The following is a 14396-nucleotide window of genomic DNA, read 5'->3' on the forward strand; positions in this document are numbered from 1 at the left end:
GGCGCCGCGCCGAGGACCTCGACCCAGGAGCACGCAATGACCATCACCACCACCAAGCTCATCCGAGCCGCCGGCCTCTGCGCCGCGGTCGCAGGAACGCTGTTCATCGCCGTCCAGATCAAGCACCCACCGCTCGACCTCGCGTTCATCTCGACGACCGAGTGGAAGGTGCGCCAAGGCGCCAAGGTGGTGATGGCCGTGCTCTCGCTGGCCGGCATCACCGGGATGTACCTGCGCCAGGTCAAGCAGACGCGCGTCCTCGGCCTGCTCGGCTACCTGCTGTTCACGATCGGCTACCTGATCATGCTCAGCATCGAGGTCATCGGCCTGGTCGTCCTGCCGACCATCGCCGACACGTCGCCCGGGTACGTCTCCGACGTGATTGCGGCGGCCACCGACGGCCCGGCGGTCGGAGACCTCGGGTTGATGAGACCCCTCAGCATGGTGAACGCGGTCACCTACCTGCTCGGTGGCTTCCTGTTCGGCGTGGCACTCTTCCGGGCCAACATCCTCGCCCGCTGGGCCGCCGTCGTCCTCTCCGCAGGCACCGTCGCCACCGTCGCGATCCCCTTCTTCCCGGACGTGAACTTCAGGCTGTTCGCGCTCCCCATCGGCGTGGCGATGGTCGGGCTCGGGTGCTCGCTGTGCAGCGAGGGCCGCACCCGGGTTGCCCAGCCCGTGCCGACCACCGACAGCTCGCGTCGCGACCTGGCCGGCGCCAGGTGACCACGTCCCGCGCCACGGCACCCACCCCGTCGACGAGGTCGGCGGGGTGGGTGCCCTCCGCGCTCGTGGCTCTCGGCGGCATACCCGTGGTCGCGGGCTCATTGCGCCTCGTCGAGGTGTTCGGCGGTCCGCACGTCATGCCGCCCAACGCGCGCATCGCGGCTTCACCCGCTCCGGTGGTGGTGCACATCCTCAGCGTCATCCCGTATGCCGTGCTGGGCGCCTTCCAGTTCTCCTCGCGGCTGCGTCGTCGTCGCCCCGGCTGGCACCGGGCGGCCGGTCGCGCGCTGGTCCTGCTCGGGTTGGCCGTGGCGTTCTCCGGTCTGTGGATGACGGTGTTCTACCCCCGCCAGACAGACACCGGTGCCCTGGCCTTCGTCTTCCGCCTCGCGGCCGGGTCGGGCATGGCGGCCAGCATCGTCGTCGGCTTCGCGGCGATCCGGCGTGGTGACGTGGCCACCCACCGGGTCTGGATGACTCGCGCCTATGCGCTCGCCCTGGGTGCCGGCACCCAGACCGTCACGCTCGGAGTCGCCCATGCCGTCCTCGGCAGCGCAGCGCCGTCCACCGACCTCGGTCTCGGGGCCGGCTGGGCGATCAACCTCGTGGTCGCGGAGCTGGTCATCCGCCGAGGCCGAGGGGCGCGGGCCGGTCGGCCGGGTCGGCCGGATCGGCCGGGTCGGCCGGATCGCAGTGCCAAGGGTCGTAGTGCTGGTCCGGTCGCCCGGGTGGGTTCGCCGTGATGCAGCCGGACCGCCGACCATCTCCCACCGGCTACCGGCTGCGGGTGGACGGGCACCTCGGGACGCACTGGGGCTCGTGGTTCAACGGTTTCACGCTGACCCACGAGCCTGACGGCACCACCACCCTGACCGGAGACGTCGCCGACCAGGCCGAGCTGCACGGCCTGCTGGCACGGGTGCGAGACCTCGGCCTCACCCTCATCCGGGTGGAGTCCCGGCATCCGGCGACCGACGCGCAGGTTGCCCCGGACCCCTGACGGGAGGCGGCCCGTCGCTCGGGGGCTAGGTCGAGCCACGCTGTTCGACCCGGACGGTCGCCACTGACCACGGCCGTCCTGGGGCCGTCCTGGGCCGTCCTGGGGCCGTCCGGGGCCGTCAGACCAGTGACGCTCGAGGCCGTACCGCCCCTGCACCGTCCTGACCCAGGTAGTAGTCGATCGTCTCACGTAGCTGGGTGCTCGACAGCGGGTGCGGGTGCAGGCCCAAGAGGTTCCTGGCGCGCGAGACGTCCGCGCAGTGCCGCCGCACGTCGCCGGGGCGGTCCGGTGTGTGGACGATGGGGTGGTTCGGTGCGTCGAGCACGTCCAGGAGCCCGCGAACCAGCGTGTTGATCGAGGTCTCCAGGCCGGTGGCCACATTGATGACGAGGCCGCGTGACTCCACGACCTCGTACGCCCGCAGGATCAGGTCCACGGTCTCTTTCACGTAGATGAAGTCGCGCGTCTGCTCGCCGTCGCCGGTGATCTCGACCGGGAGACCTGCGGCAACTCGGTGGATGACGATCGGGATGATGCCTGCGTAGCTGCCGGGGTTCTGTCGGGGGCCGAAGTTGTTGAAGGGCCTGACGATCACCGCGTCGATGCCGAAGGTCTTGACATACGAGGTGATGATGGAGTCGGCCGCGGACTTGCTTGCCGCGTAAGGCGTGATGGCGTCCTGCGGATGATCCTCCGTCATCGGCACGCCACGGGCGGTGCCATAGGTCTCCGACGAAGAACAGTGAACCAGGGTTTCGATCAGTCCGCGGCGGGCCAGCTCGCAGAAAGTGGTGGCGATGCCGATGTTCGTCGCCACCGTCCAGACCGGGTAGTCCAGGGAGGTTGGCAGCGGGACGATGGCCAGGTCGAACACCACGTCCACCTCACGTTCGGAGACGACGTCCTGCATGGCAGCCAGGTCAGAGGCATCCAGGCGCCGGATCGCGAGGTCAGTGTCCTTGGCAAAAGCGTCCTGGAGGTTCTCGGCCCGTCCGAGGAAGAAGTTGTCAACCACCGTGATCTTGCTGGGCTCCTCCAGCAACAACCGGTCGACGAGATGGCTGCCGATGAAGCCAGCACCCCCGGACACCAGCACCGATTTGCCCTGAAGCTTAAGCACACCTGACCCCGCAGTCATCGGAGAATGGACCGATTGGCGCCGGTCTCAATGGGTATTTCGCGTGCGACCTTATCAGTGGGAACCCAGCGGCCTCGCGCTGCAGCCGGACGACCCATGCGGTCGCTCAGGGGCCGGGCTCGCGCCGGCGACGGCTCGATCTCGCCTCGGGGCTGGAGAAGGTGACGCGATCGAGCCAGATGTAGCGACCGATGAACAGCCCGACCTGCCCCAGCAAGCCGGCCGCCACGAGGGCCAGCCCCCTGGCACCCCACCAGGCATCGGCGATCGCGATGAAAGCGCCGGACGCGAGGGCCCCCACCATGACCAGCTGCCAGAACGCGAACATCTCCGCGAGCAGACCCTTGCCGGTGGCTTCGTGCCAGACGAACCTGCGGTACAACCAGAAGGACGGTGGGGTGAGCACCGTGCCCACGACCAGGTTCAGCAGGCCCGCGTTGACGTCCCAGATGCTGCGCGCCCACAACAGCAGGCCGTACCCGACCGGCACCGTGACCAGCGAGAGGGTGGTGTAGCGGGAGAACCGGCCAGTCACCACCCGGCGGAGGCCATCGACGTACTCACCTGCCCCGCGGGTCGGTGCTGCCATCAGTCCGCTCCCGTCGTCTCTCCCTGCCCTTATTATGGCGCTCATGCAGCCGACCCCCCGGAAGGCATCGGTGTTTCCCGACGCTTCCGCTCACCCGATCCCGCTGAGCCGCCCATCGACCGACCAGGCCGAGCTGGCAGCGGTGGCAGAGGTCCTCGAGTCCGGCTGGATGGCAGGGCAGGGACCCCAGGGCGCCAAGCTCGAGGAGGGTTTCAAGAAGCTGACCGGCCGAGCCTACGCGATCGCTGTGAACAACTGCACCGCCGGTCTTCATCTCGCACTCGCCGGCCTGGGGCTGGGGGCCGGCGATGAGGTGTTGGTGGCGGACTACAGCTTTCCGGCCACCGGACACGCGGTGCTCTACTGTGGCGCCACACCGGTCTTCATCGACGTGCGTGAGGACACCGGAACGATGGATCCCCAGCTGGTCGAGGCGGCCATCACGCCCCGGACCAGGGGCATCCTGGCCGTGGACGCCCTTGGCACCCCCGCCGACTGGGACGAGCTGCAGGAGATGGCAGACCGTCACGGTCTCTTCCTGGTTGAGGACGCGGCCTGCTCGGCAGGTGCCGAGTACTCCGGCCGGCCGTGCGGCAGCTTCGGGGACGTTTCGGTGTTCTCCCTGCATGCGCGCAAGGGCATCACCTGTGGTGAGGGGGGCGTGATCACCACTGACGACCCTGAGCTGGCCGCGCGCGTGCGGGCAGCCTCGTGCTTCGGCATGGAGAGTGCCTTTTCCCGGCAGTCCGCCGGGACCCTGGCGCTGCCGACGTTTGCCGAGATCGGCTACAACTACAAGCTCTCCGACGTGTTGGCCGCCGTGGGGGTGGTGCAGCTGGGCAAGCTCGAGGCCTTCCTGGACCGCCGTCGGACACTGGCTGTGCGCTACGGCGAGTTGCTGAGCGAGGTACCGGGGATCGAGGCCCCGGTTGTTCCGTCAGACCGCCTGTCGGCCTGGCAGACGTATGCCGTGACGGTCACCGAGCCGCTCAATCGCGACGCCATCGCCATCGCGCTGCGGGCGCGTGGGGTCGGGAGCAACATCGGGACCTATGCGATGCACCTCCAACCGGTCTACGGTCCGGATCCTGCCAGCTGTCCGTCGTCGCAGCGCCTTTTCGAGCGTCATCTTGCTCTCCCGATGTACGTCGGCCTCACCGACGAGCAACAGGAGCTCGTCGTGCAGATTCTTGCGTCCATCGTGGCAGGGCAGGCGGAGTGGGACGCCGATGCTGTGGCTACCGGGTAGGGCCCTCGAGCCCGTCACTTCGAGTAGGTGATCCTTCCGGTGGTCGCGTCCACCGTGCCCACCACCCGGGCCGGCACCCCTACCGCAACACTGAAGTCGGGCAGGTCGACGGAGACCACGGCTCCGGCACCGACAATGCAGTGGTCTCCGATGGTGACACCCATCTGGACCACCGCGTTCGCGCCGATGAACGTGGAGTGACCGATGCTGACGGGTGACCGCTCCAGTGCCACCTTGCGGTCCGTCACGCAGCGTTTCGCGGTGGAGTGGGTGTAGATGTGGACGCCCGCCGAGATGTTGCACGCGCGCCCGATCACCAGACCGCCTGACCCGTCGATGAGGCAGAAGGGACCGATCCACGTACCCTCCCCAATGGTGGGTTCCCCGACGAACCAAGCCAGCGGGTTGTACGGATTCGTGGGGACGGACGTCATCTCGGCTCCGCTGGCTTCCGGAGGTTGGCCACCCGGCATGCGCTCAGTGACTCAGGGTCGCATGGGGGAGCTGGGACGCGCCCTCGTGAGTGGAGGGGGATCCGGCGCGGCGGCCGTGGCGGGGCAGGCTCCCCCGAGCCGTCTCGGAGGCGGGGGTGGAACCCCAGACGTCGCGGACGACATACAGCGGTCGACTTCGGGTCTCTTCGACCGCGCGCCAGAGATACTCTCCCATCACGCCGATGACGGTCAGCTGGGTGCCACCGAGCAACAGGACGATCACTGCCACGGTCGGCCACCCGTTCGGGGTGCTGACCCCGGACAAGTCGCGAATCACCAGCACCAGGGCGTAGAGCAGGCCCCCTGATGCGATGCAGAGTCCCAGAGCAGTACACAGCCTCAGGGGCATCGAAGAGAACTGGATCATCGAGTCCACGGCCAGCTTGACCATCTTCCGGCGGGTCCACCGACTGGTGCCATGGACCCGGTCGACCTGTTCGTAGCTGACCCGGACCTGCCTGAACCCCAGCCATGCGATCAGCGCGAGCACGTTCCGGTTGCGCTCCGGCAGCCGGGCCACCTCGTCGATGACGCATCGATCGAGCAGCACCCCCGAGGGTCCTTCCGGGGGGTAGTTGGCCAGGTTGGCGAACTTGCTGAAGAGTCCGGAGAACGCCTTGGAGGCGAGGTCACGCGACGCCGACCTGCCCACCCGGCCCTGGGGCACCCCCCAGACGACATCCGCGCCCTGCTCCCAGTTGGCCAGGAACTCGGCCAGCAGGGACGGCGGCTCCTGCAGATCGGCGCCGAAGACGACGGCGCACTCCCCGCGACATCGGGCCAGGCCGGCCGAAATCGCATAGTGGGACCCAAAGCTGCGGGCCAGGCTGATGACGGTGACCCGCTCCTGCTCCTGGGTCAGACTCCTGACCTCATCACTGGTGCCGTCACTCGAGCCGTCGTCAACCAGGACCAGCTCGAAGCTGTAGGAGGGGTGGCTGACGGCGAACTCGCGGAACCTGGCGAGCAGCCCGGGGACGTTGTCGATCTCGTCGAGCGCGGGGATGATGACCGAGACGAGCGGGGGGCTCTGTTCGGCCTGGTCGGCACCTGCCGAGGCTGGGGTCATGACGTGCTCTTTCCGTGTGCGGCAAGCTCGGCTGTGCCCACGTAGACCGTCAATCCCATCGTCTCTGACACGGTGCCCAGCTGCCGGTAGTCGCGGTAGAACGTTAGCCCGCAGCTCTTCAGCGCGCGAATCTCGGAGCGGGAGACTGGCCGACTGAACAGCAAGATGGGTGGCCGGGACCCCCAGGGGCCCTTCCCGCCGGGACACTCGGCCCGGATCCCTGCCGCAGCGCGAGGCCTGTCGCCCTTGGAGTACCACCCTTCGCCCACGGATCTGCCGTCGAGCGCGAAGATGATCCCGGGAAGCCCGTCGAAGCCCATCATGTACGTCCCACCGCCTGGCTTGAGGTACGGCCCGACCTCACGGGCGAGCTGGCTGTAGTCCGCGGCGGTTTCGGGTGCCAAGCTGACTGAGCTCAGCGCCGGCACCCCGGAGGCGGTAGCGGTCGATGTGCTCGGCTTGGCCGTCCGGTAGGGATGGACCAACAGGCCACTCGTGCCGATGGACGCCGACAACATGACCGCCCCAGCGGCGGCCACCGCCGTGAGGCCGCGCGCCACGCGTGGGGCGCCCTCGATCCCGGTGAGGACGAGGATGATCACGGCCGCGCAGGGAGGAAAACAGTTGAACGCCATGTAGTAGATCGGGTTGCCGGTCCCGGCGGCCTGGGTGATCGGGAGGGCGAGGAGCAGGACGACCATGGCCGTGCCGCGCAAGCCCTCATGTCGCAGCGACGACGCCGGGCCGAGGGGGCGGCGCCAGTCGAGCAGCGTCCGCAGCGCGACGATGAGGGTGATCGCCAGGACCAGGGTCAGTCCCACGCTGTAGCGACTGAGGTTGACCGTCCCGCCGGTGAGCGCGCCCCCGGCAAGCAGGATCCAGAACGAGAACGCCGTGGCCCCGACGACCAGCACCGCGGCGACCCGGGAACCCCTGCTGCCTCGGGGTAGGACCGTGATGAGCGTGATGCCGAGGAGCAGCCAGTGAGCCTGGACCGTACGGGTGATCAGCTGGCCGACCGAGAGCCGGTACATGAGAAGCAGGCTTGCAGGACTGTTGGAGCCTGCAGCGATCAGCTTGTTCGTGGACCACATCAGGGGGATGGCCTGGTCCAACCGCACGAGGAAGAGCTGGACCGCGACGGTGGTGATCACGAGGCTCACCAGGGCCAGTAGGGCAAGCCGAGCGATCTGCCGGAACCCGGCCGGCGCGAGCACGACCACGGCGACCACGGCGGCGACGAGCAGCGTCAGGCCCGACGAAGCCCATTTCGCGATCAACATCGCGAAGACGAGGGGGCCGGTCGACAGGGGCACCCAGACCGGGATGGTCCGGCCCAGGTCCACGTCGGCTGCCATCTTCAGGACCACGGCGCCGGCCAGGAGCCCCCCGAGCAGGGACACGTCGTTGTAACCGGGGCTCAGCGGCAGCCAGCTGTAGCTCATGCCACCGCAGGCGACGATCGCCGCCGTTCCGGCCGCCTCCCACCAGTGGGTGGCCTCGGCGTTCGGGCGCCGGAGCCTCAGCCAGCGCATGAACGACCAGCCGAATGCCGCGCTGGCACCGATGATCGTCAGCAGGCGAAACAGTCGTAGGCCGGCGATGTTGTACCCCAACAGCTGAAAGATCGGGCCGTAGACGAACTGCGCGTCCGTGAACGTGCGAAGTTCGGTGTTCCACCAGCGATAGGACAGCAGGTAGAGACCCTCGTCGGTGTAGTCGAACCCGTGGCCCGCAGTCAGGGCGGCAGCGACCACCCAGGTACCGGCTGCCGCCACCGATGCCAGCGTCGCGAGACAGAGGAGCCGGGCGGAGGTCAGCCGGCGCGATGACAGCGCCGACCGGGCCCCCGGGACCAAGGGCGCGGGAGGCATGGGACCCGGGTTGTCTGAGGGCAGGCTCGCGCTGCCCTCGGCCGTCAAGCCCTCCATGTCGCCCCCAGGCTCGATCAAGTCCTCCATGTCGCTCCTAGGCTAACCCGCGAGACGGCTCAGCCAGGGCGCCGACACAGGCGGCACCAGGTCCTCGTCGGACACGCGGTGCCTGTGGCCAGACGTAGACGAGTCCGCCCGCGCTGCCGTCAGGTCGTGCTGGCAACGCGGGCGGACTCGAGCGATGTCTGGCTCGTTCCTCGCTCAGATATCGCTGTGTCCTTGTTCGATATCTGGCTCGTTCCTCGCTCAGATATCGAAGTACATCTCGAACTCGTGCGGGTGCGGGCGGAAGCGGATCGGGTCGACCTCGTTCTTGCGCTTCCACTCGATCCAGGTCTCGATGAGGTCCTTGGTGAACACGTCACCCTCGAGCAGGAACTCGTGGTCGGCCTCGAGGGCGTCGAGCACCTCGGGGAGCGAACCGGGGACCTGCGCGATGGCGTCGTGCTCCTCCGGGGGCAGCTCGTAGAGGTCCTTGTCCACGGGCTCCGGCGGCTCGGTGCGGTTCTTGATCCCGTCCAGGCCGGCCATCAGCATCGCCGAGAACGCGAGGTAGGGGTTGGCCGACGGGTCCGGCACGCGGAACTCGACGCGCTTGGCCTTCGGGTTGTCACCGGTGATCGGGATGCGGATGCACGCCGAGCGGTTGCGGGCCGAGTAGACCAGGTTGACCGGGGCCTCGTAGCCGGGCACCAGGCGGTGGTAGGAGTTCACCGTCGGGTTGGTGAACGCCAGCAGCGCCGGGGCGTGCTTGAGCAGGCCACCGATGTACCAGCGGGCGATGTCGGACAGGCCGCCGTAGCCACGCTCGTCGTAGAACAGCGGTTCGCCGTCCTTCCAGAGCGACTGGTGCGAGTGCATGCCCGAGCCGTTGTCACCGAAGATCGGCTTCGGCATGAAGGTGACCGTCTTGTCGCCCTTCCACGCCACGTTCTTGATGATGTACTTGAACTTCAGCACGTCGTCAGCAGCCTGCTTCAGCGTGTTGAAGCGGTAGTTGATCTCCTGCTGACCGGCCGTGCCGACCTCGTGGTGGGCGCGCTCGACCGTGAGGCCGGCCTCCTCGAGGGCCAGGGTCATCTCGTCGCGCATGTCGGCGAAGTGGTCGACGGGGGGCACGGGGAAGTACCCACCCTTGTAGCGCGTCTTGTAGCCCTTGTTGCCACCCTCCTCCTCGCGACCGGTGTTCCACGCGGCCTCGATGGAGTCGATGAAGTAGTAGCTGGCGTTCTGCTTGGTCTCGAAGCGCACGTCGTCGAAGACGTAGAACTCGGCCTCGGCACCGAAGTACGCGGTGTCGGCGATGCCGGTCGACTTGAGATACGCCTCCGCCTTGGCCGCGATGTTGCGCGGGTCGCGGGAGTACTCCTCGCCGGTGAACGGGTCGACGATGGAGAAGTTGAGGATGAGCGTCTTTTCCTTGCGGAACGGGTCGAGGTACGCGCTCGTGGGGTCCGGCACCAGCTTCATGTCGGACTCGTGGATCGCCTGGAAGCCGCGGATCGACGATCCGTCGAACATCTGGCCTTCCTTGAAGAAGTCCGCGTCGAGGCTCTTGGCCGGCACGTTGAAGTGCTGCATCACGCCGGGCAGGTCACAGAACCGCACGTCGACGAAGATGACGTCCTCGTCCTTGATGAACTTCAGGACCTCGTCAGCATTGCTGAACAAACCAACCTCCTGTGGTGGGGCGGGCGAAACCGCCCATGGCTCAACTGGTGTCGCCATCGACCCTAACGGGTGGGGATTTCTCGGCCATGACCCGAATGTTTCACGGGTGTTACGACGTGAGAGGCTGGCGCCGTGGTCGACCGCAAGGACATCGGGTCCTGGCTCGAGGGCCCGGGTTCGCGCTCAGGCGCCCCATCGGCATACCCCGGGGAGCGCTTCGGTATGCCGCGCAGCGGGCGAGGTTCGATGGCTCGCTTCGGGCGCCGCCTGGTCGGCGTCCTCATCGACTGGACCGCCTGCCAGCTGATCGCGGCAGCGCTGTACGACGTCCCGCTCCCGTTCGCCGGCGTGGCGTCGGGCAACGACACCCTCATCCTGCTGGGCCTGTTCGCGCTGGAGCACCTCGTGCTCGTGGGGACGGCCGGCTACACCCTCGGTCACCGGATCGTCGGTCTGCGCGTCCTCTCGTTGGACGGCCAGCGGGCCAGGCCCTTCCAGGTGCTGGTGCGCACCGTCCTGCTGTGCCTGTTCCTGCCCGCGATGTTCTGGGACAAGGACGGCCGCAGCCTGCACGACAGGGCGGCCGGCACCCTCATCGTCCGCACCTGACCCCACCCGTCGGGGGAGGGGAAGGGCAGCTCAGCGCCGGGTGAAGACGTCGCGGATCCGGCCGCTCGCCTCGGTGAGGATGTCGATGATCTCGCGGCTCTGCTCACTGGTCAGGCCGTGCCGCTTCCAGGCGGTGCGGGCCTCGGAGCGCAGCTCGGCGACCGCCTGTTCGAGGTCGCGGATCGCGCTGGGGTCGCTGCCCTTCCAGCCGTTCCAGGGCTCCTGCCCGCCGACGGGCGTCGCCGTGCGACGGGCCTCCTGTGCGGCCGCCCTGAGCTCGGCCCGCAGGTCCTTGGTCTGGCCCCGGACGCGGGAGCGCACCTGCTCCGCGAGCTCGCGCACCGACAGGTCGAGGTCCGACTCCAGGCTGGACAACTCGTCCTGCCGGTCACGCACTTCCTGGCGGCCGGCCTCCGTGATCCGGTAGATCGCCTTGCGCCCCTCGTCGGACCGCTCGACCAGACCCTCCTCCTCCAGCTTCGCCAGCCGCGGGTACACCGTGCCGGCGCTGGGGGAGTAGAGACCGTTGAACCGGTGCTCGAGGTCCTGGATGACCTCGTAACCGTGGCGCGGTCCCTCGTTGAGCAGGGCCAGCAGGTAGAGCCGCAGCTGGCCGTGGGCGAACACCGGACTCATGCGGACGCCTCGTCCGGGCGCGCTGGGGCGGTGGCCTTGAGCACCACCACGTTGCCGGAGACCGCGTTGGCCTTCACGCGCAGGCTGCCGTCACCGTCGGTGAGCCGGTTGCCCGAGGTGTAGGAGTGCTTGTGGATGGCGCGCCCGTCGATGACGACCTGCCCCGAGGCGGTGTTGGCGGTCACGTCGTAGCCACCGTGCGGAGCCCGCACCGTGACGTCTCCGGAGACGGAGGTCGACTTGATCGAGGCGGTGCTGTTGAGCAGGTCGAGGGCGACGTCCCCACTGACCGTGCTGATGCTGACCTCGGGCACGTCGCTTTTCTGGGCGGTCACCGCGCCGGAGACGGAGTGCACCGTGAGGCGTCCGCGCACGTTGCCGCACTCGACCTCGCCGCTGACGGTGTTGATGTCCACGTCACCGACCACGTCGTCGATGGTGATCGACCCCGAGACCGTGTTGGCCCTGGCCCCGGCGCGCATGCCGGCCAGCAACCCGCTCGCGCTCACCGTGCTCACGGACGTCTCGGCGTCCTCGGGGATCGAGATGCTCAGGGCGACCCTGTTGCGCTCGAGCCCCTCGAAGGCCTGGCGCACCTTGTCGAGGATGCGCGTGGAGTCGACCCCGTGGGTGATCTTGAGCTTCGACCCGTCCCAGGTGACCTTGACCGGCATGCCCTCGACCTGCGCGATCTCGACGCGTGCGGTGGGGGAGTCGGTGTGGGTGACCACGTCGACCCGGCCGCCTACGACGGCGACGCTGAGGCGGCGCACCTGCTCGCCGTCGCCGCCGATGTCGAGCACCCGGGGGGTGTCGATCGACCATTCCTCGCTCATGGGGTGTCCTCTCGCTGTGTCCGACCGTGACCCTTGGAGTCACGCTATATCGCGTTGTCGAGATTCACGCTATATCGCGTATGCCGCGTCGCGCAAGCCCCGCTCGCGACCGCCCTGCCACACTGGGCGCCGTGAGCCGCATCGCCCTCTGCACCTGGTCCGACCCCGCGTACGACGACCCGGAGCCCCTGCAGGTCGCCGCTGAGCTCCGGTCACTCGCACACGAGGCCGAGGTCGTCGTCTGGCACGACCCGAGTGTCGACTGGAGCTCGTTCGACCTGGTGGTGATCCGCTCGACCTGGGACTACTTCGACCGTCTCGACGAGTACCTCCAGTGGGTTGACCACGTCGACTCCGTGTCTCGGATCATCAACAGCCCCAGAGTGATTCGCTGGAACTCCCACAAGGGGTACCTGCTCGAGCTGGGGGAGGCCGGCATACCCGTGCTGCCCACCCTCGCCCTCGAGGAAGGAGCGGCGGACCCGGTTGCACGGATGGTGGCGACCGGGTGGGGCGAGGTGGTCATCAAGCCTGCGGTCGACGGAGGTGCGAGGGGCGCCCTCAAGGCGCCGGCCGGCTCCGCCGAGGCGGGTGCCCACCTGCGGGCGCTCGTCGCCGTGGGCGACGCGATCGTCCAACCGTATGCCGCGGGGGTCGAGGCGGGGGAGGTGTCGCTGTTCTTCTTCGGCGACGAGCTGTCCCATGCCGTCCGCAAGGTGCCCAAGCCCGGCGACTACCGGGTGCAGGCGCTGCACGGTGGGTCGGAGGAGGTGCACGCACCGACCGAGGCAGAGCTCGGCGTGGCCGGGAGGGCGATCGACTGCGCGCCCGAGGCCCTCGTCTACGCCCGGGTCGACCTCATCGACGTCGACGGTCAGCCCACGCTGATGGAGCTGGAGCTGATCGAACCCGACCTGTTCCTGCGCATGGCACCCGGTGCGGTGCAGCGCTTCGCGGCAGCTGTCGCGGCGACGGTGGAGCCCACCGGCTCGACCTAGGTCACGGAATGATTACGAAATGAGAACGCTCCCACGGACGTCTTGACCCGACGACCGCCTCGGTCCCACTCTGTTCGGGAGCGCTCCCACGAGGGAGCCCGACGAAAGGTGCAACGGTGCACTCACGCTCTCGCTGGCTGGTTCCCGCAGCCGCAATGATCGCTACGGCCGCCCTCACCGCCGCCTGCGGCGGCGCCACCGGCGGCGCCACCTCATCCGGCGAGAAGGTCACGCTGCGGGTGAGCACGTTCGGCAAGTTCGGCTACACGGACCTCTACAAGCAGTACATGAAGGACCACCCGAACATCACGGTCGTCGAGACCGCCGAGGGCGACCTCGGCAAGTACAACACCCAGCTCATCCAGCGGATCGCAGCCGGCTCCGGCGCCGGCGACGTCGTGGCGATCGAGGAGGGGCAGGTCGTCAACTTCCTGCAGAGCGCGGACAAGTTCGTGAACCTGCAGAAGTACGGCAGCAACGAGCTGAAGGACAACTGGCTGCCCTGGAAGTACGCGAACGCTACGACCGCGGACGGCACGACGACCATCGGCCTCGGCACCGACGTGGGCGGCCTGGCCATGTGCTACCGCAAGGACCTGTTCGAGAAGGCCGGCCTGCCCACCGACCGCGTCGAGGTCGGCAAGCTGTGGCCCACCTGGGACGAGTACATCGCCACCGGCCAGAAGTACCAGGCGGGGATCAAGGACCCGAAGTCCCACTTCGTCGACAGCGCCACGAACACCTACAACTCGATCCTCATGCAGTCCGGCGACCACACCTACTTCGACCGCAGCGACAAGCTCGTCATCGACAGCAACCCTGCGGTGAAGTCGGCCTGGGACGAGTCCCTGAAGATGGTCGACACCGGCCTCTCGGCGAAGCTCAAGGCGTTCTCGCCCGAGTGGAACGCCGGCTTCAAGAACGGGTCGTTCGCCACCCTCGCCTGCCCCGCGTGGATGACTGGCTACATCAAGGACCAGGCCGGCGCCGAGAACTCCGGGAAGTGGGACATCACCACGATCCCCGGCGGCGGCGGCAACTGGGGCGGCTCCTGGCTCGGCGTCCCGACCCAGAGCAAGCACCAGAAGGAGGCCGTCGAGCTGGCCAAGTTCCTCACGACCGGCGAGAGCCAGCTCGCGGCGTTCAAGGCGGCTGGAAACCTGCCGTCCAACCCCAAGCTGTACACCGAGGCAGCCCTCAAGGACGCCAAGAACGAGTACTTCAACAACGCGCCCGTCGGTGAGCTGTTCGTCGCCGGTGCCGCCAACCTGAAGCCGGTCTACCTCGGCGCCAAGAACCAGCCGGTCCGCGACGCCGTGGAGAACACCCTGCGCGCGGTCGAAGGCGGGCAACGCACCGCGGCTGCGGGTTGGACCGAGGCGATCGCTGCCGCACAGAAGGCCGCGAAGTAGTCGCGACCTCCGCGGCACACCCAGCTGCGGTCGGG

General features: G+C 68.3%; 15 protein-coding genes. 7 read left to right on the top strand and 8 right to left on the bottom strand.

Annotated elements, in window-relative coordinates; all coding sequences use genetic code 11:
• The first annotated feature begins 36 nt into the window (after positions 1-36).
• Genes AC1DX8_RS06200 through AC1DX8_RS06210 form a run of 3 tightly spaced genes read left to right on the top strand, consistent with a single transcriptional unit; the run spans position 37 to position 1726 of the window.
• The gene (locus AC1DX8_RS06200) at positions 37-726 is read left to right on the top strand and encodes a hypothetical protein (RefSeq protein WP_477629041.1); all 690 of its coding nucleotides are present in this window, start codon (positions 37-39) and stop codon (positions 724-726) included.
• Positions 723-1469 (top strand): DUF2306 domain-containing protein, encoded by a 747-nt coding sequence (locus AC1DX8_RS06205; RefSeq protein WP_477629042.1) that lies wholly within the window; start codon positions 723-725, stop codon positions 1467-1469. Before AC1DX8_RS06200 ends, AC1DX8_RS06205 begins: the two co-directional genes overlap by 4 nt.
• The gene (locus AC1DX8_RS06210) at positions 1466-1726 is read left to right on the top strand and encodes a hypothetical protein (protein WP_477629043.1); all 261 of its coding nucleotides are present in this window, start codon (positions 1466-1468) and stop codon (positions 1724-1726) included. Before AC1DX8_RS06205 ends, AC1DX8_RS06210 begins: the two co-directional genes overlap by 4 nt.
• Positions 1727-1844: 118 nt before the next feature.
• On the opposite strand, the gene AC1DX8_RS06215 is transcribed toward AC1DX8_RS06210, so the two are convergent.
• Together AC1DX8_RS06215 and AC1DX8_RS06220 are read right to left on the bottom strand one after the other, a co-directional pair.
• Positions 1845-2846 (bottom strand): dTDP-glucose 4,6-dehydratase, encoded by a 1002-nt coding sequence (locus AC1DX8_RS06215; RefSeq protein WP_477629044.1) that lies wholly within the window; start codon positions 2844-2846, stop codon positions 1845-1847.
• A gap of 124 nt (positions 2847-2970) precedes the next feature.
• Positions 2971-3453: a GtrA domain-containing protein gene (locus AC1DX8_RS06220; protein WP_477629045.1), complete on the bottom strand. Its 483-nt coding sequence runs from the start codon at positions 3451-3453 to the stop codon at positions 2971-2973.
• A gap of 43 nt (positions 3454-3496) precedes the next feature.
• Between AC1DX8_RS06220 and AC1DX8_RS06225 the strand changes: the two genes are divergently transcribed.
• Positions 3497-4702: a DegT/DnrJ/EryC1/StrS family aminotransferase gene (locus AC1DX8_RS06225; protein WP_477629046.1), complete on the top strand. Its 1206-nt coding sequence runs from the start codon at positions 3497-3499 to the stop codon at positions 4700-4702.
• 14 nt (positions 4703-4716) lie between these two features.
• Here the strand turns inward: AC1DX8_RS06225 and AC1DX8_RS06230 are convergent, their stop codons facing one another.
• The 4 genes from AC1DX8_RS06230 to glnA form a co-directional block, all read right to left on the bottom strand.
• Entirely contained in the window at positions 4717-5136 is a 420-nt protein-coding gene (locus AC1DX8_RS06230) for an acyltransferase (protein ID WP_477629047.1), read from the bottom strand.
• A 43-nt stretch (positions 5137-5179) separates the two neighbouring features.
• On the bottom strand, positions 5180-6265 hold the full coding sequence (locus tag AC1DX8_RS06235) for a glycosyltransferase family 2 protein (RefSeq protein ID WP_477629048.1): 1086 nt from the start codon (positions 6263-6265) through the stop codon (positions 5180-5182).
• On the bottom strand, positions 6262-8226 hold the full coding sequence (locus tag AC1DX8_RS06240) for a hypothetical protein (protein WP_477629049.1): 1965 nt from the start codon (positions 8224-8226) through the stop codon (positions 6262-6264). Before AC1DX8_RS06240 ends, AC1DX8_RS06235 begins: the two co-directional genes overlap by 4 nt.
• 219 nt (positions 8227-8445) lie before the next feature.
• Positions 8446-9870 carry a type I glutamate--ammonia ligase gene (gene glnA / locus AC1DX8_RS06245; RefSeq protein WP_477629050.1) on the bottom strand — a complete coding sequence of 475 codons (1425 nt, stop codon included), beginning with the start codon at positions 9868-9870 and terminating at the stop codon, positions 8446-8448.
• Positions 9871-10002: 132 nt separating this feature from the next.
• On the opposite strand from glnA, the gene AC1DX8_RS06250 reads away from it, so the two are divergent.
• Positions 10003-10479 carry an RDD family protein gene (locus AC1DX8_RS06250; RefSeq protein WP_477629051.1) on the top strand — a complete coding sequence of 159 codons (477 nt, stop codon included), beginning with the start codon at positions 10003-10005 and terminating at the stop codon, positions 10477-10479.
• 30 nt (positions 10480-10509) lie between these two features.
• Here AC1DX8_RS06250 and AC1DX8_RS06255 read toward each other — a convergent pair whose 3' ends face one another.
• Positions 10510-11115 carry a PadR family transcriptional regulator gene (locus AC1DX8_RS06255; RefSeq protein ID WP_477629052.1) on the bottom strand — a complete coding sequence of 202 codons (606 nt, stop codon included), beginning with the start codon at positions 11113-11115 and terminating at the stop codon, positions 10510-10512.
• Complete coding sequence (locus AC1DX8_RS06260; protein WP_477629053.1) at positions 11112-11951, bottom strand: DUF4097 family beta strand repeat-containing protein; 840 nt, start codon at positions 11949-11951, stop codon at positions 11112-11114. The genes AC1DX8_RS06255 and AC1DX8_RS06260 overlap by 4 nt, the downstream gene beginning before the upstream one ends.
• 131 nt (positions 11952-12082) lie before the next feature.
• Between AC1DX8_RS06260 and AC1DX8_RS06265 the strand changes: the two genes are divergently transcribed.
• Both AC1DX8_RS06265 and AC1DX8_RS06270 read left to right on the top strand, forming a co-directional pair.
• Complete coding sequence (locus tag AC1DX8_RS06265; RefSeq protein ID WP_477629054.1) at positions 12083-12949, top strand: ATP-grasp domain-containing protein; 867 nt, start codon at positions 12083-12085, stop codon at positions 12947-12949.
• Positions 12950-13065: 116 nt separating this feature from the next.
• Entirely contained in the window at positions 13066-14361 is a 1296-nt protein-coding gene (locus tag AC1DX8_RS06270; RefSeq protein ID WP_477629055.1) for an ABC transporter substrate-binding protein, read from the top strand.
• Positions 14362-14396: the final 35 nt, after the last annotated feature.

The sequence above is a fragment of the Pedococcus sp. P2_A3 genome, assembly GCF_056405035.1.

Bases quoted from the DNA above. Each gene is read 5' to 3' on its own strand.
- AC1DX8_RS06200 (WP_477629041.1), top strand. From the start codon at position 37: ATGACCATCACCACCACCAAGCTCATCCGAGCCGCCGGCCTCTGCGCC.
- AC1DX8_RS06220 (WP_477629045.1), bottom strand. From the start codon at position 3,453: ATGGCAGCACCGACCCGCGGGGCAGGTGAGTACGTCGATGGCCTCCGC.
- AC1DX8_RS06225 (WP_477629046.1), top strand. From the start codon at position 3,497: ATGCAGCCGACCCCCCGGAAGGCATCGGTGTTTCCCGACGCTTCCGCT.
- AC1DX8_RS06230 (WP_477629047.1), bottom strand. From the start codon at position 5,136: ATGACGTCCGTCCCCACGAATCCGTACAACCCGCTGGCTTGGTTCGTC.
- AC1DX8_RS06235 (WP_477629048.1), bottom strand. From the start codon at position 6,265: ATGACCCCAGCCTCGGCAGGTGCCGACCAGGCCGAACAGAGCCCCCCG.
- AC1DX8_RS06240 (WP_477629049.1), bottom strand. From the start codon at position 8,226: ATGGAGGACTTGATCGAGCCTGGGGGCGACATGGAGGGCTTGACGGCC.
- AC1DX8_RS06255 (WP_477629052.1), bottom strand. From the start codon at position 11,115: ATGAGTCCGGTGTTCGCCCACGGCCAGCTGCGGCTCTACCTGCTGGCC.
- AC1DX8_RS06260 (WP_477629053.1), bottom strand. From the start codon at position 11,951: ATGAGCGAGGAATGGTCGATCGACACCCCCCGGGTGCTCGACATCGGC.